Here is a 21,303-nt window from a genome sequence, read left to right on the forward strand (position 1 = left end):
ACCCTCCGGCGCGGGGGCTCCGGGACGGGGGCCGAGTCTCACGGCCGAGCCCGTCGGACTCGGGGGGCGCCGCAGCGCCCCGGCAGTGCTACGCGGCGACGACGGGCTCCGCGGGTACGGCGAGCTCGGCCGGGACGGCGGGCTCGGCCCGCACCACCGGCGCGGCGAGAACCGCTGCATCGTGCCGGGCGAGCAGCCGGCGGGCCCGGACGAGGGCCCGCAGGGGGTCGCGGACGCCGGTGTACACGCACACGGTGTAGAGGGCGTCCTCCCGGCGACGCCGGACGGCTGCGTCCGGCACGGCCACGTCGGCGAGGGCGTCCAGCTCCGCGACCAGCGCACCCAGCACGACGTAGTTGATCAGCGGCATGGGCCTACTCCCTCTGTTCATGGACGGACGGACCGGTTCCGCATCCTGCTCGCGCGCCTGCCCGGGCACCGGCACGCCAAGCCCGATGCCTCCGAATGGACGCACCTTCTTCACGCCTTCTCCTTATTCACCCGCGCCGTGGGCATGGGCGGGAAGGCATGGGGCGCTGTGCGAGGGATGGAGGTGCGGCTCGGCGCCTTCCGACTCGTGCAGTTCTCCCCCGGCCTTCGGCCGGGAAGTGCACCCATGGCCCTTGAAGACGCCCCTAGCGGCTGTCCCAGGGGGTGCGGGGGGTCTGGGCCGGGGGGACGGGGGGCATCGGGGGCGGGGGCGGGGGGTAGATCTGGCCGTGCTGCTGGAGGGGGTGCGGCGGCTGTGGGTGGTGGTGCGGGGAGCTGCGCGGCGGGGCGGTGGGCCGGTCGGTGTCGGGGGGCGGCGGGGCCTGGCGGCGGCGGGCTCCGCCGCCGAGGATGCGGCGCAGCAGGCTGTCCGGCGGGAGGACTTCGGCCCAGCGTTCGGGGTACTCGGCGGGGGCGTGGAGGTCGTCGTCGTCCTCGTCGTCCTCCTCGCCGCCGTCGGCGAGGCCGAGTTCGCGGACGAGGAGGGCGCGCTGCTGGGCGCGGCGGGCGGCGGCCTCGCGGACGACGGTGGCGGCGGCGGCCTCGCTGGCGCGCTCGTTCTCGGCGCGGGCGTCGGCGGTCTCGACGCTGGGCCAGCGGCGGTCGATGGCGGCGTTCATGGCGGCGCCGATGAGGACGGCGAGGGCGACCACGAAGATCCACAGCAGCACGGCGACGGGGGCGGCGAGGGAGCCGTAGACGGAGGGGCCCTCGACGGAGCTGATCAGGTAGACGCGGAGCAGGACGCTGCAGACGACGAGGACGAGCAGGGCGACCAGGGCGCCGGGGATGTCCTCGCGCCAGGGCGTGTTGGCGGGGACGGCGACGTGGTAGAGCGTGGTGAGGAAGATCACCAGGAGCAGGATCGCGGCGGGCCAGTAGAGGGCCTGGACGAGGCCTGCGGAGTCGGGGAGGGCGCCGATGACGAGGCCGGGGCCGGCGACGAGCAGCGGCAGGACGAGCGAGCCGATGACGAGGGCGCCGAGGTAGAGGCCGAGGGACATGAGGCGGGTCTTGACGATGCCGCGCTTGCCGTCGAGGCCGTACATGACGGTGATGGTGTCGATGAAGATGTAGAGCGCCCGGGAGCCGGACCAGAGCGACAGCAGGAAGCCGATGGAGATGAGGTCGGGCCGGCCGTTGTCGAAGACGCTGGTCAGCAGGGGTTGGACGATCTGGTCGACCGAATCCGGTGAGAGGACCGTTTCGGATGCCGAGACGACGTCGTTCTTCAGCTTGTCGATGGTGCCGGCGCCGAGGATGTCGTCGAGGTAGCCGAGGGTGCCGGCGAGGCAGAGGAGCAGCGGCGGGATCGAGAGCAGGGTGAAGAAGGCGGCCTCGGCGGCGAGGCCGGTGACCCGGTATTCGACGCAGGTGTTGGTGGTGTCCTTGAGCAGGGCCCACAGGGTGTGGCGCCAGCCGTTCCGGCGGGCACGGCGGCGCCCGCCCCGGCGGCGCGGGGGCCGTTCGGCGGCCGGGCCTGGGGTCTCCCGCGGAGTACTGCCTGCTGCTTGCACGCCCCTACCGTACTGGCCTGTACCCCCTCCCCCGCGCACACGCGCGCGAGGGCCCCGGGGAGGGGCTGCGGAGGGGTCGTCAGGTACCTTCGGCGGGGCCTCGCGTCGAGGCGCGCACCGCGCTGACGACGGTAAATCGGGTAGGCATCCCATGATGCGAAACATCCGCGTCCAAAATGCGGACGTTAGTGGACCGAGGGTCGTTCGCCGTGCGAATCTCTTGCCATGCCAAGCGCCGGAGCCACCCTAGTAGGTCGACTGCACGTCGATCTCCTCCGCGTGTCCAGCGCCATCTGTCCGGTGACCTGAGCCCTACCCCCGCCGCCACCACGGCACCGGCGCCGGCACCTCGCGAATCCCCGCCGATGCGGATGCGCGGGCGCCCTCCGGCCAGCGTCACTGCACCCTGACGCCTGCAGCAACAGCGCAGGTCGGAGCAGTTGCGTGCCCGGGGATGCCGAACCCCTCATCAGAGCCAGCTGCCAAAGGACGAGACACCATGGCCCCTAGCCCCGAACCGGTCGAGCCCACGGTCGCCGGCGCACCCGTGCGCCGCCCCGCCGCCGCCCGCAAGGTGACCCGCCACCGCGGCGAGGGCCAGTGGGGCATGGGCCACTTCACGCCGCTGAACGCCAACGAGCAGTTCAAGAAGGACGACGACGGTCTCAATGTGCGGACACGCATTGAGACGATCTACGCCCACCGCGGCTTCGACTCCATCGACCCCGCCGACCTGCGCGGCCGGATGCGCTGGTGGGGCCTCTACACCCAGCGCAAGGGGGGCATCGACGGCGGCAAGACGGCCATCCTCGACCCCCACGAGCTGGACGCCGAGTACTTCATGCTCCGCGTGCGCATCGACGGTGGCCGGCTGACGGTCGCCCAGCTCAGAGCGATCGCCGAGGTCTCCGAGCTGTACGGCCGCGGCACCGCCGACCTGACCGACCGGCAGAACGTCCAGTACCACTGGATCCGGATCGAGGACGTCCCCGCGATCTGGCAGAAGCTGGAGGCCGTCGGCCTGTCCACCACCGAGGCCTGCGGCGACACCCCGCGCGTCATCCTCGGCTCCCCGGTGGCCGGCATCGCCGAGGACGAGATCATCGACGGCAGCCCCGCCATCGACGAGATCCAGCGCCGCTTCATCGGCAACAAGGAATTCTCCAACCTGCCGCGCAAGTTCAAGTCGGCCGTCTCCGGCTCCCCGCTGCTGGACGTCGCCCACGAGATCAACGACGTCGCCTTCGTCGGCGTCGTCCACCCCGAGCACGGGCCCGGCTTCGACCTGTGGGTCGGCGGCGGCCTGTCCACCAACCCCAAGCTCGGCGTGCGCCTGGGCGCCTGGGTCCCGCTGGAGCAGGTCCCGGACGTGTACGGCGGTGTCATCGGCATCTTCCGCGACTACGGCTACCGCCGGCTGCGCAACCGCGCCCGCCTGAAGTTCCTGGTCGCCGACTGGGGCGCGGAGAAGTTCCGCCAGGTGCTGGAGGACGAGTACCTGGGGACCAAGCTGGCCGACGGCCCCGCCCCGGCCGAGCCGATCGCCCGCTGGCGCGACCACGTGGGTGTGCACCGGCAGAAGGACGGCCGCTTCTACGTCGGCTTCGCGCCGCGCGTCGGCCGGGTCAACGGCAAGATCCTCGGCCAGATCGCGGACCTCGCCGAGCAGCACGGCTCGGACCGCCTGCGCACCACCGCCGAGCAGAAGATGATCGTCCTCGACATCCCCGAGGACCGCGTGGAGTCGCTGGTCGCCGGCCTGGAGGCGCTCGACCTGCAGGTCAAGCCGTCCACCTTCCGCCGCGGCACGATGGCCTGCACCGGCATCGAGTACTGCAAGCTCGCCATCGTCGAGACCAAGGAGCGCGGCCGCCGCCTGATCGACGAGCTCGAGCAGCGCCTGCCGGACTTCGACGAGCCGCTCACCATCAACATCAACGGCTGCCCGAACGCCTGCGCCCGCATCCAGGTGGCGGACATCGGTCTCAAGGGCCAGCTGGTGACCGACGAGAACGGCGAGCAGGTCGAGGGCTACCAGGTGCACCTCGGCGGCGCGCTCGGCCTGGAGGCCGGCTTCGGCCGCAAGGTCCGCGGTCTGAAGGTCACCAAGGACGGCCTGGCGGAGTACGTCGAGCGCGTGCTGACCCGCTACCAGGCCGACCGCACCGAGGGCGAGCGCTTCGCCCAGTGGACGGCCCGGGCCACCGAGGACCAGCTCTCGTGAGTGAGAGGGCTGCGCCGTTCCACTGCCCGTACTGCGGCGACGAGGACCTGCGGCCCTCGGAGGCCGGGCACGGCTGCTGGGAGTGCGCCTCCTGCCGGAGGGCGTTCCAGCTGAAGTTCCTGGGCCTGCTCCGGCCCGACGGCACCACGACCGGCACCACGACCGGCACCGAGCACACCGAAGGAGGTGGCGAATGAGCACCACGGCCGACTACGAGGCGCTGGCCACCGCGGCCGCCCGCGACCTCGAGGAGGCGACCGCGCAGGAGATCCTGCAGTGGGCCGCCGACACCTTCGGCAAGCGGTTCTGCGTCACCTCCTCGATGGAGGACGCGGTCGTCGCCCACCTCGCCTCCTCCGTGCTGCCCGGCGTGGACGTGGTCTTCCTGGACACCGGCTACCACTTCGCCGAGACCATCGGCACCCGGGACGCGGTGGCGGCGACCATGCCGGTCAACGTCATCACGCTCACCCCGAAGCTGACCGTGGCCGAGCAGGACGCCCAGTACGGGCCGAACCTGCACGACCGCGACCCGGACCTGTGCTGCTCGCTGCGCAAGGTCGAGCCGCTGAACCGCGGCCTCGGCGCGTACGACGCCTGGGCGACCGGGCTGCGCCGCGACGAGTCGCCGACCCGCGCCAACACCCCGGTGGTGGCCTGGGACGCCAAGCGCCGCAAGGTCAAGCTCGCCCCGATCGCCCGCTGGACGCAGGACGACGTCGACGCGTACGTCCAGGCCAACGGGGTGCTGCTCAACCCGCTGCTGTGGGAGGGCTACACCTCCATCGGCTGCTCGCCGCTGTCCTGCACCGCCAAGCCCGGCGAGGGCGAGAAGGGCCGGGCCGGCCGCTGGGCGGGCTCCGGCAAGACCGAGTGCGGCATCCACCTCTGACCATCCGCCAGACCGACGAGACCTCAGGAGAGATCACCGTGACCACAGCCGACACCTTGGACCGCGGGGAGTCCGCCGGGAGCACCGCGGCGGCCCGCGCGGCCGCCCCCTGCGAGCGCGGCGCCACCGTGTGGCTGACCGGGCTGCCCAGCGCGGGCAAGACCACCCTGGCGTTCGCGCTGGCCGAGCGGCTGCGCGCCGAGGGCCACAAGGTGGAGGTCCTGGACGGTGACGAGATCCGCGAGTTCCTCTCCAAGGGCCTCGGGTTCACCCGGGAGGACCGGCACACCAACGTGACCCGGATCGGCTTCGTCGCCGAGAAGCTGGCCTCGAACGGGGTCAAGGTCCTCGCCCCGGTGATCGCCCCGTACGCGGACTCCCGCACCGCCGTCCGCGAGCGGCACGCCGCCAACGGCACCGACTTCCTGGAGATCCACGTCGCCACGCCGGTGGAGCTCTGCGCCGAGCGCGACGTCAAGGGCCTGTACGCCAAGCAGGCCGCCGGCGAGATCTCCGGTCTCACCGGTGTCGACGACCCGTACGAGGCACCGCAGAACCCCGAGCTGCGCCTGCAGACCCAGGGCCGCGCGGTCGCCGAATCCGCCGCCGAGCTGCACGCCTTCCTGACGACAAGGGGCCTCGCATGACGACCGCCACGCACAGTCTCCCGGACACCCAGGAGAACCCGTACGCGCTGTCGCACCTCGACGCCCTGGAGGCGGAGTCGGTGCACATCTTCCGCGAGGTGGCGGGCGAGTTCGAGCGGCCGGTGATCCTCTTCTCCGGCGGCAAGGACTCCATCGTCATGCTGCACCTGGCGCTGAAGGCGTTCTGGCCGGCCGCCGTCCCGTTCTCGCTGCTGCACGTCGACACCGGGCACAACTTCCCCGAGGTCATCGAGTACCGCGACCGCACCGTCGCGAAGCACAACCTGCGCCTGCACGTCGCCCACGTCCAGGACTTCATCGACGACGGCCGGCTGCGCGAGCGCCCCGACGGCACCCGCAACCCGCTGCAGACCGTCCCGCTGCTCGACGCCATCGAGACCAACCGGTTCGACGCCGTCTTCGGCGGCGGCCGCCGCGACGAGGAGAAGGCCCGCGCCAAGGAGCGCGTCTTCTCCCTGCGCGACGAGTTCGGCGCCTGGGACCCGCGCCGCCAGCGCCCCGAGCTGTGGTCGCTCTACAACGGCCGGCACGCGGTCGGCGAGCACGTCCGGGTCTTCCCGCTCTCCAACTGGACCGAGCTGGACGTCTGGCAGTACATCGAGCGCGAGGGCATCGAGCTCCCCGAGATCTACTACGCCCACCACCGCGACGTGTTCAAGCGCAACGGCATGTGGCTGACCGCCGGCGAGTGGGGCGGCCCCAAGGAGAGCGAGCCGGTCGAGAACCGCCTCGTCCGGTACCGCACCGTCGGCGACATGTCCTGCACCGGCGCCGTCGACTCCGACGCCACCACGATCGCCGACGTGATCACCGAGATCGCCGCCAGCCGCCTCACCGAGCGCGGCGCCACGCGGGCCGACGACAAGCTGTCCGAGGCCGCGATGGAGGACCGCAAGCGTGAGGGGTACTTCTAAGATGACCGCCACTCCGGAGACCACCGCCACCTCGCTGCTGCGGTTCGCCACCGCCGGCTCCGTGGACGACGGCAAGTCGACCCTGGTCGGCCGTCTGCTGCACGACTCCAAGTCGGTCCTCGCCGACCAGCTGGAGGCCGTGGAGCACGCCTCCCGCAACCGCGGCCAGGAGGCGCCCGACCTGGCGCTGCTCACCGACGGCCTGCGCGCCGAGCGCGAGCAGGGCATCACCATCGACGTCGCCTACCGCTACTTCGCCACCGCCCGGCGCCGGTTCATCCTCGCCGACACCCCGGGCCACGTGCAGTACACCCGCAACATGGTGACCGGCGCCTCCACCGCCGAGCTCGCCGTCGTGCTGGTCGACGCCCGCAACGGCGTCGTCGAGCAGACCCGCCGGCACGCCGCCGTCGCCGCCCTGCTGCGCGTCCCGCACGTCGTCCTCGCGGTCAACAAGATGGACCTCGTCGACTACGCCGAGCCCGTCTTCGCGGCCATCGCCGAGGAGTTCACCGCCTACGCGGCCTCGCTCGGCGTCAAGGACGTCGTCGCGGTGCCGATCTCCGCCCTGGCCGGCGACAACGTCGTCGAGCCCTCGGCGCACATGGACTGGTACGGCGGCCCGACCCTGCTGGAGCACCTGGAGACCGTCCCGGTCGGCAGCGACCCGAGCGGCGAGCCCGCCAGGTTCCCCGTCCAGTACGTGATCCGGCCGCAGACCGAGGACCACCCGGACTACCGCGGCTACGCCGGCCAGCTCGCCTCCGGCGTGCTGCGGGTCGGCGACCCGGTGACCGTCCTGCCGTCCGGGCACACCACCACCGTCGCGGGCATCGACGCCCTCGGCAAGGAGACGGACATCGCCTGGGCCCCCCAGTCGGTCACCGTCCGCCTCGCCGAGGACATCGACGTCTCCCGCGGCGACCTGATCGCGGCCGGCCCCGCCCCGGTGCCCACCAAGGACATCGAGGCCACCGTCTGCCACCTCAACGAGCGGGCCCTGCGCCCCGGCGCGAAGGTGCTGCTCAAGCACACCACCCGCACCGTGCGCGCGCTGGTCAAGGAGATCTCCTACCGGATCGACATCGACACGCTGGAGCAGCGTTCCGGTGCCGACGGCCTGGAGGTCAACGACATCGGCCACGTGGTGCTGCGCACCGCCGAGCCGCTGGCGCTCGACGGCTACACCGACAACCGCCGGACGGGCTCGTTCCTGCTGATCGACCCGGCCGACGGCACCACCCTCACCGCCGGCATGGCGGGCGAGGCCTTCGACACCGTACGCGCCACCGAACCGGACGAGGAGGACTGGGTCTGATGCCCAGCGAGGCGTTCTCGGGCATGGACAAGGAAGGCGGCCGCATCGGCAGCGGCGTCCTCGGCAGCGGCCAGGGCGGCCTGACGCGATGTGGGGGCGGACAGGGGCGCTGAGCCCCTGTCACCGGGCCGGTCCCTTCCCACAGCCGGCACCGGCCCGGCATGCCCGGCATGCGACATGCCGTCAGCACCGCGACCACCTTCCCCCGGCGCCCCACAGCGCCCCACCGTGAACGGGACGACTCCCATGGCACTCGGCTCCGCCACCACGCATACCTCCGGACGGTCCGGCAGCGGCCGTTTCAGACGACCGGCCGCGGCCGCCGTCGCCGCGCTCACCGCCGCCGCCCTGCTCAGCGCCTGCGGCTACGGCTCCAAGAGCGAGGACAACAGCTCGGCGGCCCCGGCCGCGGCCGCCTCCGGCCCCAAGCTCTCCGCGGACACCGTGAAGATCGGCTACTTCGCCAACCTCACCCACGGCACCGCGCTGGTCGGCCTCAAGGAGGGCCTGATCCAGAAGGAGCTCGGCGCCACGAAGGTCAAGACCCAGATCTTCAACGCCGGCCCGACCGAGATCGAGGCGCTCAACGCCGGCTCGATCGACATCGGCTGGATCGGTCCCTCCCCGTCCATCAACGGCTACACCAAGTCCGACGGCAAGTCGCTGCGGATCATCGGCGGTTCGGCCTCCGGCGGCGTCCGCCTGGTGGTCAACCCCGACAAGATCAAGACCCTGGACGACCTCAAGGGCAAGAAGATCGCCACCCCGCAGCTCGGCAACACCCAGGACGTGGCGCTCCTCAACTACCTGGCCACCAAGGGCTACAAGGTCGACGCCGCGTCCGGCGCCGGCGACGTCAGCGTGGTGCGCACCGACAACAAGGTCACCCCGGACGCCTACAAGTCCGGCTCGATCGACGGCGCCTGGGTGCCCGAGCCGACCGCCTCCAAGCTGGTCAGCCTCGGTGCCAAGGAGCTGCTGAACGAGAAGCAGGTCTGGCCGGACGGCAAGTTCGTCATCACCAACATCATCGTCTCGCAGAAGTTCCTCAAGGAGCACCCGGACGTGGTGGAGGCCGTGCTGCGCGGCTCGGTGAACACCAACGCCTTCATCAAGGCCAACCCGGACAAGGCCAAGGAGTCGGCCAACGCCGCGATCAAGGAGGCGGCCGGCAACGCGCTGGACGCCGCGATCCTCGACCCGGCGTGGAAGGACATCGAGTTCCTGGACGACCCGCTGGCGAACACCCTGCAGGCCGAGGCCGACCACGCGGTCACCGCGGGCCTGCTGAAGAAGCCGAACCTCACCGGGATCTACGACCTGACCCTGCTGAACAAGGTGCTCCAGGCCCAGGGCAAGCCCGCCGTGGCGGACGCCGGACTCGGCGCCAAGTGACGCGCACCCGATAACCCCGCGGTCCGCCCCGCCCCCGCCCAGTCGATGCCCAGTCACCGGGCGGGGCGGGGCCGGACCCCGGCCCCGAGAGCCACCAGCCAGCTTCCCTCCTTGCCCGCCGCCGGGCAGGAGGGGCCCACGCCACTCACGGAGGAGGTCCCCGGATGACCCCGGCACTGACCACCACGGAGCCCGCCACCACCAGCGCTGCCGCGGCCACGCTCGACCGGCCCGCCGTCCGCCTCTCGCACGTGCACAAGTCCTTCGGCCGCCCCGGCGCGGCCACCCCCGTCCTGGACGACATCAGCCTGGACGTCGCCCCCGGCGAGTTCGTCACCCTGCTCGGCGCCTCCGGCTGCGGCAAGTCCACCCTGCTCAACCTGGTCGCCGGCCTCGACCGGCCGACCTCCGGCGACATCGAGGTGCCCGGCGGCCGCCCGGCCCTGATGTTCCAGGACCACGCGCTGTTCCCGTGGCTGACGGCCGGCAAGAACATCGAGCTCGCGCTGCGCCTGGCCGGCGTGCCCAAGGCCGAGCGCCGCGCCGAGGCCGAGCGGCTGCTGGAGCTGGTGCGCCTCGGCGGCGCCCACAAGAAGCGCGTCCACGAGCTGTCCGGCGGCATGCGCCAGCGCGTCGCGATGGCCCGCTCGCTCGCCCAGGGCGCCGGCGTGCTGCTGATGGACGAGCCGTTCGCCGCGCTCGACGCCATCACCCGCGACGTCCTGCACGACGAGATCACCCGCATCTGGGCGGAGCGGCAACTGACCGTCCTGTTCGTCACCCACAACGTGCGCGAGGCCGTCCGGCTCGCGCAGCGCGTCGTCCTGCTGTCCTCCCGGCCCGGCCGGGTCGCCAAGGAGTGGCGGATCGACCTGCCCCAGCCGCGCCGCATCGAAGACGCCGGCGTCGCGGATCTGTCCATCGAGATCACCGAAGAGCTGCGTGGGGAGATCCGCCGCCATGTCCAGCACTGACACCACCACCCTGGTCAAGGACCGGTCCGGCGACACCGCGAGTGTCGAGGCCGGCCTGGACGCCCTGGACTCCGTCCAGGTCCAGCGCACCCCGCTCACCCAGGTGCTGCGCCAGAAGGTGCTGCCGCCCGTCCTCGGCGTCCTGCTCGTCCTCGGCGTCTGGCAGCTCGCCTTCAGCCTGGAGCTGACCACCCCCGACAAGCTGCCCAGCCCCGCGGCCGTCTGGTCCTCGCTCACCGACCTCTGGTACGAGGGCACGCTCTTCTCGATCATCTGGACGAGCGTGTGGCGCGGCCTGTCCGGCTTCGTCGCCGCGGTCGCCATCGGCACCCCGATCGGCCTGCTGGTCGCCCGGGTCAAGCCGGTGCGCGCCGCGCTCGGGCCGGTCCTCGCGGGCCTGCAGTCGCTGCCCTCGGTCGCCTGGGTGCCCGCCGCCGTCATCTGGCTCGGCATCAACAACTCGGCGATGTACGCGGTCATCCTGCTCGGCGCCGTCCCGTCGATCGCCAACGGCCTGGTCTCCGGCGTCGACCAGGTGCCGCCGATCTACCTGCGGGCCGGCCGCACCCTGGGCGCCACCGGCCTGGCCGGCGCCCGCCACGTGCTGCTGCCCGCCGCCCTCCCCGGCTACCTGGCCGGCCTCAAGCAGGGCTGGGCGTTCTCCTGGCGCTCGCTGATGGCCGCCGAACTCATCGCCTCCTCCCCCGACCTGGGCCTCGGCCTCGGCCGCTACCTGGAGAACCAGCGCGAGTTCAACGACATGTCCGGCGTGCTGCTCGGCATCGTCCTGATCCTCGTCGTCGGCGTGGCGATCGACCTGCTCGTCTTCTCCCCGATCGAGCGCCGCGTGCTGCGCAACCGCGGCCTGCTGGTCACCACCCGCTGAGGACGGCCGCCATGCGCACCGGCACGCCGCCCGCCCCCGCCCGCACCGGCGGGGCGGGCGGCCCCGCCCTGCTGCTGATCGCCCACGGCAGCCGCGACCCGCGGCACGCCGCCACCGTGGACGCCCTCGTCCACCGCGTCCGCGGCCTGCGGCCCGGACTCACCGTCGCCACCGCCTACCTGGACCACTGCGCCCCGCGCATCCCCCAGGTCGCCGGCCGGCTCGGTGCCGCCGTCGCCGTGCCGCTGCTGCTCAACCGGGCCTTCCACGCCAAGAGCGACATCCCCGCCGCACTGCGCGCCGCCGGCGCCGACCTGCCGCTCGCCGACGTGCTCGGCCCCTCCCCGCTGCTGCTGGACGCGCTCGACCGGCGCCTCGCGGAAGCCGGGCTCGACACCGCCCGTGCCGCGGTGCGCGCCCGCACCGGCGTGGTGCTCGCCGCGGCCGGCTCCTCCGACCCGGCCGCCGACGCCGCCACCCGGGCCGTCGCCGAGACCTGGCGGCGCAGCCGCGGCTGGGCCGCCGTCGAGGTCGCGTACGCCTCCGCGGGCGGGCCGCGGGTGCCGGAGGCGGTCGCCGCGCTGCGGGAGGCCGGTGCGGACACCGTGGCGGTCGCCCCCTACCTGCTGGCGCCCGGGCTGCTGCCCGACCGGATCGCGGCCGCCGCGGACGGCGCGGACCTGCTGGCCGGTGTGCTGGGCGCCGCCCCCGAGGTCGCCGGACTCCTGCTGCAGCGCTACGACGCCGCGCGCCTCGCGGTCGCCGCCCCGGCGGCGCTCTCCGCCTGACCGGCCCCCGGGGTCACTCGGCCAGGTCGTCGGCGGTGGCGTCGAGCTGCATCCGCTCGTACTCGCCGAGGCAGGGGAAGAGGGTGCCGCAGTCGCGGCAGGCCCGGGCCGAGGCGACCGTGAAGGTCGGCCGGGACTTGAATCTCCCGGGCCGGGGGAAACGGAGGCGCATGCGCTCCGTCGCCATCGAATCCGTCGTCAGGTCCCCCACCGCGCTCAGCCGTTCAGAGCCGCACATGCCGCATCGCATGCCGGGCACACTACCCGCCCCCCGGCCCTGACACGCAGGGAATTCCGGAGAGCGCAGCGGCGGCGTCCAGGGCTTCCGCCCACCTCCGGACGTCAGGAGGTGCGCGGGGTCACCAGGCCGGATTCGTAGGCGAGGACGACGAGTTGGGCGCGATCGCGGACCTGGAGCTTGGTCATGGCCCGGTTGATGTGGGTCTTGGCGGTCATCGGGGTGATCACCATGAGGTCGGCGATCCGGTCGTTGGACAGGCCCCGCGCGACCAGGGCCACCGCCTCGCGTTCGCGGTTGGTCAGCTCGTCGAGGCCGATGCCGGTGCCGGTGTCGGGCGGCTGGGTGACGTACCTGTCGATGAGTCTGCGGGTGATCGAGGGTGCGAGCAGGGCGTCGCCGCGGGCGGCGACCCGGACGGCGTGCAGGAAGTCCTCCGGCTCGATGTCCTTGACGAGGAATCCGGCGGCCCCGGCGCGCAGCGCGTTGAACACGTGCTCGTCCAGGCCGTAGTTGGTCAGGATGACGACGTGCACCCGGGCCAGGGCCGGATCCGCGGCGATGCGCCGGGTCACCTCGATGCCGTCGAGGACCGGCATCCGGATGTCGACGAGGGCGACGTCGGGCAGGTGTTCCCCGGCGAGGGCCAGGCCCTGCTGCCCGTCGGCGGCCTCGGCCACCACCTCGATGTCCTCCTCGAGGTCGAGGAGTGCACGGAATCCGCTGCGGATGAGCGGCTGGTCGTCGACCAGCAGGACACGGATCACGCCGTCCCCTCCACGGGGAGTTCGGCCTGGACGGTGAAACCGCCCTCGCTCCGCGGTTCCGCGCGCAGCCGGCCGCCGAGGGCGGTGACCCGTTCGCGCATGCCGAGCAGGCCGATGCCGGGTGTCGGGGCGTTGTCCGGTACGGCCCTGCCGTCGTCGTCGACGCGTATCGCGAGGACGTCCGAACGGCAGTCGATCCGGACGGAGGCCTTGGCGGCGTCCGCGTGGCGGGCGATGTTGGTGAGCGACTCCTGGACGATCCGGTAGGCGGTCCGTTCCACCGCGGCGGGCACGTCGTGGGGTTGTCCTTCGATCGTCAGGGTCGCGTCCAGGCCGATGGACCGGGCCCGTTCCACCAGTTCCGGGACGTGGTCGAGCCCGCGCGGCGGAGTGGTGTCGTCGTCGCGCAGCGCCTCCAGGGTCGCGCGCAGCTCCCGCGCCGCCTCGCGGCCTGCCGCCTGGATCGCCAGCAGGGCTTCGGGGACCGGTTCGCCGCGTCTGCGGGCCACGTGCACGGCGACCTCGGCCTGCAGCTTGACGATCGAGATCTGGTGGGTGAGCGAGTCGTGCAACTCCCGTGCGATGCGCAGCCGTTCCTCGTCGGCGCGGTGCCGTGCGGCCTCCTCCCGGGTGCGCTCGGCCTCGTCCGCCCGCCGTTCCGCCTGCCGCAGCGCTTCGCCCGCGGCGCCCGCGGCGATCAGCCAGGCCAGTTCGAGGGCTCCGCGGGCCCGTGCGAACGCCTCGCCCGTGTCGTGCAGGCCCGAGGCCAGGGCCGCGAGCGGGAGGGCCGCCAGCACGGCCATGCTCACCACCACGGCGGCGGTGCGGTGTCCGGCCCGGACAGCCGCGTACACCGCGAACAGGTAGGCGACGGCGGGCACGTCGAAACCGGCCGCCTGGTAGCCCACCGCGCAGAGCCCGGTACCGGCCAGGACGGCGACCGGGGCCCGGCGGCGCGCGGCCAGCCCCAGGCCGCCGGCCGCCAGCAGGACGCAGCCGAGCAGGTCGGGGCCGGTGGTGGGATGCCGTCCGGCCATCCCGGTGACCAGCAGCGCCGCTGCCACACCGCCGGCGATCGCCCAGTCCCCGACACCGATCCGTCCCCTGTCCATGCGCGCACCCTAGCCGGACGGCGGCGCGGGCGGGGTCCTGCGTGGGAACGAGCGGCCGACTACTGCAGCCGCGGTACCTCCGCGGTTCCTGCTGCGTCCGCCGCAACCGGGTGCGGCACGGGCGGCAGCGCGGATTGTCCGCGTCCGTCGGACGACCGGCGGCGGGTCGGGCGGCCATGCTCGGAGGGCGTCCGGCACAGGAGGTGTCCGGCCGTGGGAGAAGAAAAGGGGAACCCATGTCTGTCCCGTCCGTGTTCGCCGCACCGGCGTCCGCGCACGCCACCGTCCAGCAGGCCGCGGGCGTCCTCACCATGAGCGCCGGGCGGTTGGGGGCCGTGGTGGCCGCGCTGCTGGCGGTGGTCGGCGTGGTCGCCGCCGGCAGGGCCCTGTCCCGCTCGCGCGGTCGTACCGGCGGTGGCGCCGGGCGGAGCGGAGCCGTCCTGGCCCTGGTGTCGGGGCCGGCCGGCATGGCCCTCGGCGGGTTGGTGGTGGCCACCGCCTCCGGAGGTCTCGGCACCGGCAACGGTCTGGGCGGTGGCGTAGTGGCTCTGCTGGTGGGCCTGGTGGCCACGGTCCTCGGCGGGCTGGCCCTGACCCGCTCCCGCCGCACCGGCTGACCGCAGTGGCGGGCTTCCCCGCCGCGGGTGGACCGGACGCGGCGGGGGCAAAGGCCCCGCGGTCACTCGCCCGGTGGCGGGAGGAGGGCGAGGTAGCGGGGGTCGGCGGGGTCGGCGTCGGCCCAGCGCCAGGCCCGGGCGGCGCAGGTGCGTTCGTGGGGGGTGCCGGTGGCGAGGGTGGTGAGGAGGCGGTCCTGGAGGCGGCGGGCGCCGATGGCGGCGACCAGGACGGCGGCGAGCCAGCGCGGGGAGCTCGGGTCGTCGTCGTGGACGAGGGCCCGGTGGACGGCGTCCTCGTGGGTGCGGGTGAGGCTGCGGTCGGCGGCGAGGGCGCGGTAGGCGGTCTGCCGCTTGTGGCCGATGCGGTGGTACTGGGGGTAGTGCGGGTGCCGTTCGGCGAGGCGTGCCACCCGGGGGTCGTCCGGTTCCTCGAAGGGCAGGCCGAGGGCGGCGAGCAGGTCGTCCAGGGCGCGTTCCTGGAGGTCGAGCCGTTCGGCGGCGGGGCCGGGTGCGCCGTTCACCGGGCCTCCGGGGAGGCGTCGTTGCGCATGGTGGTGAGGGCGCGCAGGCCGTCCTCGACGACCGAGGGGTCGGCGTCGCCGAACAGGGCCTGCTGGGCGATGAAGCCCTGGGCGGTGGCGATCAGGGTGCGGGCGACGTGGTCGGCGTCCGGCCCGGGCGGCATCAGGCCGGCCTCGCGGTAGGTGCCGACCAGGTCGGCCCAGGCTTTGCGCATGGCGGTGTAGCCCTCGTTGAGGGTGGCGGCGAGGACGGGGTTGCGCAGGGTCTCCGTCCAGACCTGCACGATGAGGCGGGCGAAGGCCTGGCGGTCGCCCTCGGGCGGGGCCTGGTCGAAGACGGCGCGCATCACCCGGCCGAGCAGGACGTCCGGGCTGGGCGGGGGGACGGCCGCGGCGGCGTCCGCGAAGGCGGAGCGGACGAGGCCGAAGGCTTCGCCGGCGATGGCCGCGACGATCTCCTCCTTGCTCGCGAAGTACCGGTAGACGGCGCCGGCGGACAGCCCGGACTCGCGCAGCACGTCCTGCATGGACGTGGCGTGGAAGCCGTTGCGGGCGAAGCAGCGGGCGGCGCCGTCGAGGATCTGCCGGCGGCGGGCGTCGAGGTGCGCCTGGGATACGCGAGCCATGGGGCAACAGTAAAACGAACGTTCATTCTTGACAAGCACGACCGGCGGGCGGAGAGTGGGCCACGTAAAACGAACGATCCTTCTCTTTGAATCGAGGGGCTGCCATGTCCGCCTCCCCCGAGTCCGCACCCGCCTCCCGGCGCCTCGTCGCCGTCTGGACACTCGTACCGCTGCTGGCCGCCCTCGCCCTCTGGGCCTTCGCCTGGCCCGCCGCCCGCACCGCCCCGCGCGACCTGCCGATCGGCGTCGCCGGGCCGGCCGCCGCCACCGCAACCGTGGAACAGCGGCTGGCCGCCCACCCCGGCGCCTTCGAGATCCACCACTACGCCGACGCGGCCGCCGCCCGGCAGGCCGTCGAGGACCGCGACGTCTACGGCGCCCTGGTGGCCGGCCCGGGCGGCCCCGAGCTGCTCACCGCCTCGGCCGCCGGCCCGGCCGTGGCGCAGCTGCTCCGCACGGCCGCCGACTCCGCCGCCCCGGCCGGCACCGCCGTGCACGTGACGGACGTGGTGCCGACCCCGGCCGCCGACCCGCGCGGGGCGGCGTTCGGCGCAGGGCTGCTGCCCCTGGTACTGGCCGGGGTGGCGGCCGGCGGGGTGGTGACGGCGATGCGGCTGCGCGGCGGCCGGGCGATCACCGCACTCCTCGGGGCCGCACTGCTCACCGGCCTGGTCGGCGCCGCCCTCGCGCACGGCTGGCTCGGGACGCTGACCGGCAACTGGTGGGCCGAGGCCGGGGTGATCGGGCTGACCGTCCTCGCGGTCGGCGCCACGGCCGCCGGGGCGGCGGCACTTCTCGGCACCGCAGGCCTCGCCGTGGCCGGCCTGCTGATGGTGCTGATCGGCAACGCCTTCTCGGGTGTCGCCTCCGCACCCGAAATGCTGCCGGCCCCGGCGGGCGTCCTCGGGCAGCAGTTGCCGCCGGGGGCGGCCGGGACGCTGCTGCGGTCGGTGTCCTACTTCGACGGCGCGGGGGCCGGCGGCCCGCTGCTGACCCTGCTCCTGTGGGCCGGCCTGGGGCTTGCCGCCGTGGGCCTCGCCGCCGCCCGCCACCGCGCCGCACCGGCCACCGCCCCTGAGCTCGCCGCAGTCGCGGCCTGACGGGGAGAACGGGCAACCCCAAAGGGGGCGCGGGGAACTGCGCCCCCTGTCGGGGTGGCCGCAGGCCAGTTATTCAGAGGCGGTGGAGGGTGAAGGTGTCGACGGGGGTGCCGGCGAAGAGGAGGTCGGCGCGGCCGTCGAGGATGTAGGTGCTGCCGGCGGGGCCGGGGGTGAGCACGGTGGGGGCCGGGTCGGTCAGCGGGTGCACCGAGGTGCGGGCGGTGCGCCAGCCGTCGGTGGAGCGGAGCTCGACCCGGGCACTGACGCCGTTGCCGCCGAGGCGGTTGGTGATGCCGTGCAGGGTGCCGTCCGGGCGGAGCAGCAGCCCGTCGATGCCGGTGAGGGAGCCGCCGGTGACGGGGATGCGGGCGAGGTCCCGGGGGCGGTCGATCGGCAGGCGCCAGAGGGTGCCGTCGTCGTACTTGCCGATCACCAGGGTGCTGCCGTGGCGGACGATGCCGTTGAGGCCGAAGCCGCCCTGCGGCGCCGCGAGCCGGGTGTCGCGGAGGAGGATGCCCGCGGTCCCGTCGGGGGCGACGCGGTAGACGATCGGGGCGAAGGAGTCGGTGACGTACGCGGTGCCGTCGGGGCCGAGGGCCAGGTCGTTGGCGAAGTGGGGGCCGCCGTCCCCGGCGGTGGCCGCGAGGTCGGTGTAAAAAAGGCGGCGGCCGGTGGTGAGGTCGTAGGCTCCGATGCCGGCGATCCGTCCGGAGCCGGCGGGGTCGGTGCGCAGGGAGGTGCCGGGGTCGCCGTTGACGACGAGGACCCGGTTGCGGGCGGCGTCGACGTGGATGCCGATGGTGGAGACCAGCACGGCCGGGTCGTCGACCAGTGTGGTGGTGGTGCCGTCGGGGCGGACGGCGGAGACGGTGCCGTGGCGGAGCGAGCCGACCAGGAAGCGGCCGCGGACGGCGTCCCAGGTGGCACCCTCGGGGTGCAGGGTGTCGGCGTGGCCGGCGATCACGGCGGGCCCGCAGTGGACGGCGGTGGAAGGCGCGGCGGCGGCCGGCAGCGCGGGTGCGGCGGCGAGAACGGTGGCGAGTGCGGCGAGCAGGACTGCGCTGCGGGTGCGGCGGTTCATCTGATTTCCCGTCAGTACGGTTTGTTCGGACGGCTTCCAGCCTTCCGCCCGGTGCGGCCGCGCAGCAGTGCGTGGCGATACTGGTAGTCGGGCCACCAGTTTTCAGGGGGAGGAACCTTGGCCGGTCAGGACGTGCGGAGGCGGGCGCTGTCGAACTTCCTGCGGACCCGGAGGGCGGCGCTGACCCCGGCGGACGTGGGGATCGCCCCGGGGGTGCGGCGACGGACGCCGGGGCTGCGGCGGGAGGAGCTGGCGCTGCTGGCCGGGGTCGGGGTGACCTGGTACACGTGGCTGGAGCAGGGCCGGGACATCAATCCGTCGCCGGAGGTGCTGGCGAGTCTGGCGCGGACGCTGCGGCTGGACGCCGCGGAGACGGCGTACCTGTTCCGGCTGGCGGGGGCGGGGCCGCACCCCGACGGGTACGGGGACGAGGCGTCGGCGGGTGTGCCGGAGGCGCTGCGGCGGCTGCTGGACGCCCAGGCGCCCGCGCCGGCGTTCCTGATGGACGCGGGCTGGGACGTGCGGGCCTGGAACGCCCCGGCCCAGGCGATGTTCGAGTTCGCGGCGATGGCGCCGGAGGACCGCAACCTGGCCTGGATGGTGTTCGCGGACCGGCGGATCCGGGTGCGCACGGTGGACTGGGAACGGCACGCCCGACGCACGCTGGCGGAGCTGCGGGCCGCGTACGGCGAGCAGGGCGGGGCGGGCTCGCCGCGGGCGCGGCGGCTGGCGGCGCTGATCGAGCGGCTGCGGTCGTCCTTCCCGGAGGCGGACCGCTGGCTGGACGAGCACCGGGTGAGCGAGAAGGCCGGCGCCGAGAAGGAGGTGCGGCACGAGGTGGTGGGCGTGCTGCGGCTGGACCAGGTGGTGCTGCGTGCGCCGGGCGGGCTGCAGGTGGTGGTGGCCTCGCCGCGGGACGAGGAGACCGGGGAGCGCCTGCGGCGGCTCGTCCCGGCCTCCTCCGCGGATCTGGCGTCCGCCCGGGCCTGACCGCGGGTCAGCGGTAGGGGCCGGCGGCCGCGGCCGCGACCTCGTCGGCCGTGGAGGGCAGCGGGGTGGTGACGCCGGCCCAGGAGCGGTCGGCGAACCACAGGTCGATCCGGCCGCGCTGGAGGATGCCGGTGGGGTTGCGGTGCAGGGCCACGGCGTGCCGGGGTGCTTCCCAGTGCAGGGCGTACTGCTCCTTGAGCTGCCACAGCTTGGAGCGGTCGACGACCACGAGGTAGCGCCGGTCGGTGACGCCGAACGTGCTGACGGAGCTGGCGCTGTCGTCGCGCATCCGGCGGACGAACAGGCCGGCCTCGCTGTGCCAGCCGCCGGCCATGCCCTCGCCGTGCCAGACCGAGTCCGGTACGGCGTCCATCATCCGGTCCTCGACCGCACCGACGGCGGCGGAGACCGGGTTGACGGCAGCGTAGGCGCGGCGCAGCACGTTGAACGGCTTGCCGAGCTTCTGCTCCAGCTCACTGGGCTGCCGGGGCGGGAGGAGTCCGGCCGGCGGGTACGGGATGCCCGGGGCGAGGCTGGTGCTGGCCGCGGCGAGGAGCTGCTCGCCGGGGTGCAGGAAGGGCGTGACGATGTCGCGGTCGCGGTTGAGCACGGTGGGTCCTCCTGTCAGCCGAAGGCCGCGTCGAAGCGGGCCTTGCGCTCCTCCGGGCTGAGCTCGGGCTCCTGCTGGGGCTGGGCGATGCCGGCGTGTTCGCGGGCGGCGGTGGAGGGGTGGGGGTTGCCGGCGATCCGGTCGTCGATCTCGTCGGCGACGATGCCTGCGCCGGACTGGACGGCCTGCTGGACGGTCTGGCCGACCGGGTCGCCGGTGAAGCCGACGGCGCCCAGGGCGGCCTTACCAATGATCTTGGTGCCCTTCTTGGCGAGGTAGGCCGAGACGTCGATCGGCTTGTTCCAGGTCCAGGGCTTGGTGGGGTTGAGGTGGGGGCGGGAGGCGATCTCCTTGAGGTCCATCAGCTCCTCCTCGATCCTCCTGAGGACCTTGGCGAGCTTGGCGACCAGCCTGGTGATGCGGGTGGCGGCGACGGCGCCTTCGGTGGCGGCCGCGGCGGCTTCAGCGGCGAGCGAGATGCCGGCGGTGACGACGCTGAAGGCGAGCGAGGCGGCGAACGTGATGATCGCCCACTCGATGAGTTCGCGGATGACCGTCTCGACGAGGTCCTGGGCCATCCGGCTCTCGGCGGCGGCCTCGTCCAGGAGTTCGGCGGTGGCGTCCATGTCGTCCGCCTCGGCCTCGAGGGCCGTCTCGTACTCGGCGAGCTCCTGGAGGAACTTCTCGGCGGCCTCGCCCTGCCAGTCGTAGGCGAGGGCGGCGCGGTCGCGGCGCTGGTCGGCGACGACCTCGCGCAGTTCGACGGCCTGGCGGCGCCAGAGCTGGGCGGCGGCCTCCAGGCCCTCGGGGTCGCCGGTGACGAACTCGAGGGGTTCGGCGAGCGGTTCGACGATGGGGCGCATGATCTCGTCGACCACGCTGCCGAACGGGCTCATCCACTGGTTGATCTTGCTGTAGGCGTCGACGGCGCCGGAAACGGGTCCGCTCATCACAGCCCCCTGACGATCGCGTTGAGGGACTCGGCGGTGGCGGCCTCGGCCTGCTCGTAGTTCCGGGCGACGCCCTGGGTGTGCTCCTCGATCCGGGCCATGGTGTCGGCGGCGGAGGTGAGGTTGTTGAGGGCGGACTCGGCGCGCTCGGTGTAGAGGCGGCCGGTCTGCTCGGCCTCGGGCAGCTTGCCGAAGGCACCGACCGACAGCTGGTGGGCGCCGAGTTCGGCGCGGATGGCGCGCAGTTTCTCCGAGCGGTCGGCGGAGGTGCGGGCGAATCGCCGCAGGGCCTCCGGATCGACGCGGTACTCCCCTGACACGACGTGTCCTCCCCCGTGCAGTGCGCCTCTGGCGGCGCGGAATTGATGGAACATCCGATTCTGGTCATGGAAAGGCCATGAACGGACAAAGAAAACTAACACACCTGTTCGCGCGCACTGCGGCGGGTGATGTGAGGGTTCGTCGCCGATCCGGCGGGGTGCCGGGACCGGCGGGGGGAAAGCCGAAGGGGCGGCGGCCCCGGGGGGGGGGGCCCCCCGTCACCACGCCGCCGGGCTGGGCTAGAGGGGGGGCGGGGGCGCGGGGGCGGAGTTTCCGCCGCGGCGCGGCCCCGGGCCCGGGGTGGG

25 protein-coding genes are annotated in these 21,303 nt (G+C 73.7%); 14 read left to right on the forward strand and 11 right to left on the reverse strand.

Going from position 1 to position 21,303, the window contains the following annotated elements; translation table 11 throughout:
- Nucleotides 1-88: 88 nt before the first annotated feature.
- Nucleotides 89-370, reverse strand: coding sequence for a DUF5133 domain-containing protein (locus AB0M03_RS27565; protein ID WP_363495555.1), 282 nt, complete (start codon nt 368-370; stop codon nt 89-91).
- Between the two features lie 265 nt (nt 371-635).
- Nucleotides 636-2,006 (reverse strand): YihY/virulence factor BrkB family protein, encoded by a 1,371-nt coding sequence (locus tag AB0M03_RS27570; RefSeq protein WP_363495558.1) that lies wholly within the window; start codon nt 2,004-2,006, stop codon nt 636-638.
- 225 nt (nt 2,007-2,231) lie between these two features.
- Between AB0M03_RS27570 and AB0M03_RS27575 the strand changes: the two genes are divergently transcribed.
- From AB0M03_RS27575 to AB0M03_RS27625, 11 genes are all read left to right on the forward strand, one after another.
- Nucleotides 2,232-2,315 (forward strand): putative leader peptide, encoded by an 84-nt coding sequence (locus tag AB0M03_RS27575; RefSeq protein ID WP_317634116.1) that lies wholly within the window; start codon nt 2,232-2,234, stop codon nt 2,313-2,315.
- Nucleotides 2,316-2,505: 190 nt separating this feature from the next.
- Nucleotides 2,506-4,230, forward strand: coding sequence for a nitrite/sulfite reductase (locus AB0M03_RS27580; RefSeq protein ID WP_363495561.1), 1,725 nt, complete (start codon nt 2,506-2,508; stop codon nt 4,228-4,230).
- On the forward strand, nt 4,227-4,427 hold the full coding sequence (locus AB0M03_RS27585; RefSeq protein WP_363495564.1) for a hypothetical protein: 201 nt from the start codon (nt 4,227-4,229) through the stop codon (nt 4,425-4,427). The genes AB0M03_RS27580 and AB0M03_RS27585 overlap by 4 nt, the downstream gene beginning before the upstream one ends.
- Nucleotides 4,424-5,122: a phosphoadenylyl-sulfate reductase gene (locus tag AB0M03_RS27590; RefSeq protein WP_363495567.1), complete on the forward strand. Its 699-nt coding sequence runs from the start codon at nt 4,424-4,426 to the stop codon at nt 5,120-5,122. Before AB0M03_RS27585 ends, AB0M03_RS27590 begins: the two co-directional genes overlap by 4 nt.
- A 32-nt stretch (nt 5,123-5,154) precedes the next feature.
- Complete coding sequence (gene cysC, locus AB0M03_RS27595; RefSeq protein WP_363495629.1) at nt 5,155-5,769, forward strand: adenylyl-sulfate kinase; 615 nt, start codon at nt 5,155-5,157, stop codon at nt 5,767-5,769.
- On the forward strand, nt 5,766-6,704 hold the full coding sequence (cysD, locus tag AB0M03_RS27600; RefSeq protein WP_363495570.1) for a sulfate adenylyltransferase subunit CysD: 939 nt from the start codon (nt 5,766-5,768) through the stop codon (nt 6,702-6,704). The genes cysC and cysD overlap by 4 nt, the downstream gene beginning before the upstream one ends.
- Nucleotide 6,705: 1 nt before the next feature.
- Nucleotides 6,706-8,022: a GTP-binding protein gene (locus AB0M03_RS27605; RefSeq protein WP_363495573.1), complete on the forward strand. Its 1,317-nt coding sequence runs from the start codon at nt 6,706-6,708 to the stop codon at nt 8,020-8,022.
- Nucleotides 8,023-8,268: 246 nt separating this feature from the next.
- Complete coding sequence (locus AB0M03_RS27610; protein WP_363495576.1) at nt 8,269-9,417, forward strand: aliphatic sulfonate ABC transporter substrate-binding protein; 1,149 nt, start codon at nt 8,269-8,271, stop codon at nt 9,415-9,417.
- Nucleotides 9,418-9,581: 164 nt separating this feature from the next.
- On the forward strand, nt 9,582-10,391 hold the full coding sequence (locus AB0M03_RS27615; protein ID WP_363495579.1) for an ABC transporter ATP-binding protein: 810 nt from the start codon (nt 9,582-9,584) through the stop codon (nt 10,389-10,391).
- Complete coding sequence (locus tag AB0M03_RS27620; RefSeq protein WP_363495581.1) at nt 10,378-11,277, forward strand: ABC transporter permease; 900 nt, start codon at nt 10,378-10,380, stop codon at nt 11,275-11,277. The genes AB0M03_RS27615 and AB0M03_RS27620 overlap by 14 nt, the downstream gene beginning before the upstream one ends.
- Before the next feature lie 11 nt (nt 11,278-11,288).
- Nucleotides 11,289-12,065, forward strand: coding sequence for a sirohydrochlorin chelatase (locus AB0M03_RS27625; protein WP_363495583.1), 777 nt, complete (start codon nt 11,289-11,291; stop codon nt 12,063-12,065).
- A 13-nt stretch (nt 12,066-12,078) separates the two neighbouring features.
- Here the strand turns inward: AB0M03_RS27625 and AB0M03_RS27630 are convergent, their stop codons facing one another.
- The 3 genes from AB0M03_RS27630 to AB0M03_RS27640 all read right to left on the reverse strand — a co-directional run bounded on the left by AB0M03_RS27630 (nt 12,079) and on the right by AB0M03_RS27640 (nt 14,182).
- A complete protein-coding gene (locus tag AB0M03_RS27630) occupies nt 12,079-12,237 on the reverse strand; it encodes a hypothetical protein (RefSeq protein ID WP_363495586.1) in 159 nt (52 codons plus the stop codon).
- Between the two features lie 170 nt (nt 12,238-12,407).
- Nucleotides 12,408-13,070, reverse strand: a complete 663-nt coding sequence (locus tag AB0M03_RS27635) for a response regulator transcription factor (RefSeq protein WP_363495588.1) — start codon at nt 13,068-13,070, stop codon at nt 12,408-12,410.
- Nucleotides 13,067-14,182, reverse strand: coding sequence for a sensor histidine kinase (locus AB0M03_RS27640; protein WP_363495591.1), 1,116 nt, complete (start codon nt 14,180-14,182; stop codon nt 13,067-13,069). The genes AB0M03_RS27635 and AB0M03_RS27640 overlap by 4 nt, the downstream gene beginning before the upstream one ends.
- Nucleotides 14,183-14,418: 236 nt before the next feature.
- On the opposite strand from AB0M03_RS27640, the gene AB0M03_RS27645 reads away from it, so the two are divergent.
- Nucleotides 14,419-14,799 carry a DUF6223 family protein gene (locus AB0M03_RS27645; RefSeq protein WP_363495594.1) on the forward strand — a complete coding sequence of 127 codons (381 nt, stop codon included), beginning with the start codon at nt 14,419-14,421 and terminating at the stop codon, nt 14,797-14,799.
- Between the two features lie 62 nt (nt 14,800-14,861).
- Here the strand turns inward: AB0M03_RS27645 and AB0M03_RS27650 are convergent, their stop codons facing one another.
- Nucleotides 14,862-15,320 carry a hypothetical protein gene (locus tag AB0M03_RS27650; RefSeq protein WP_363495597.1) on the reverse strand — a complete coding sequence of 153 codons (459 nt, stop codon included), beginning with the start codon at nt 15,318-15,320 and terminating at the stop codon, nt 14,862-14,864.
- A complete protein-coding gene (locus AB0M03_RS27655) occupies nt 15,317-15,946 on the reverse strand; it encodes a TetR/AcrR family transcriptional regulator (protein WP_363495600.1) in 630 nt (209 codons plus the stop codon). Before AB0M03_RS27655 ends, AB0M03_RS27650 begins: the two co-directional genes overlap by 4 nt.
- Before the next feature lie 104 nt (nt 15,947-16,050).
- On the opposite strand from AB0M03_RS27655, the gene AB0M03_RS27660 reads away from it, so the two are divergent.
- Entirely contained in the window at nt 16,051-17,046 is a 996-nt protein-coding gene (locus AB0M03_RS27660; protein WP_363495603.1) for an ABC transporter permease, read from the forward strand.
- A gap of 73 nt (nt 17,047-17,119) precedes the next feature.
- On the opposite strand, the gene AB0M03_RS27665 is transcribed toward AB0M03_RS27660, so the two are convergent.
- Entirely contained in the window at nt 17,120-18,127 is a 1,008-nt protein-coding gene (locus AB0M03_RS27665; protein WP_363495606.1) for a gluconolaconase, read from the reverse strand.
- A 117-nt stretch (nt 18,128-18,244) separates the two neighbouring features.
- On the opposite strand from AB0M03_RS27665, the gene AB0M03_RS27670 reads away from it, so the two are divergent.
- Nucleotides 18,245-19,117, forward strand: a complete 873-nt coding sequence (locus tag AB0M03_RS27670; RefSeq protein WP_363495609.1) for a helix-turn-helix transcriptional regulator — start codon at nt 18,245-18,247, stop codon at nt 19,115-19,117.
- A 7-nt stretch (nt 19,118-19,124) separates the two neighbouring features.
- Here the strand turns inward: AB0M03_RS27670 and AB0M03_RS27675 are convergent, their stop codons facing one another.
- The 3 genes from AB0M03_RS27675 to AB0M03_RS27685 are packed head-to-tail and all read right to left on the reverse strand — an operon-like array spanning nt 19,125 to nt 20,997.
- A complete protein-coding gene (locus AB0M03_RS27675; RefSeq protein WP_363495612.1) occupies nt 19,125-19,727 on the reverse strand; it encodes a hypothetical protein in 603 nt (200 codons plus the stop codon).
- A gap of 14 nt (nt 19,728-19,741) precedes the next feature.
- Nucleotides 19,742-20,677 carry a WXG100 family type VII secretion target gene (locus AB0M03_RS27680; RefSeq protein ID WP_363495615.1) on the reverse strand — a complete coding sequence of 312 codons (936 nt, stop codon included), beginning with the start codon at nt 20,675-20,677 and terminating at the stop codon, nt 19,742-19,744.
- On the reverse strand, nt 20,677-20,997 hold the full coding sequence (locus tag AB0M03_RS27685) for a hypothetical protein (protein ID WP_363495618.1): 321 nt from the start codon (nt 20,995-20,997) through the stop codon (nt 20,677-20,679). The genes AB0M03_RS27680 and AB0M03_RS27685 overlap by 1 nt, the downstream gene beginning before the upstream one ends.
- Between the last annotated feature and the right edge of the window lie 306 nt (nt 20,998-21,303).

The organism is Kitasatospora sp. NPDC051914 (genome assembly GCF_040680995.1).
Classification (GTDB): domain Bacteria; phylum Actinomycetota; class Actinomycetes; order Streptomycetales; family Streptomycetaceae; genus Kitasatospora.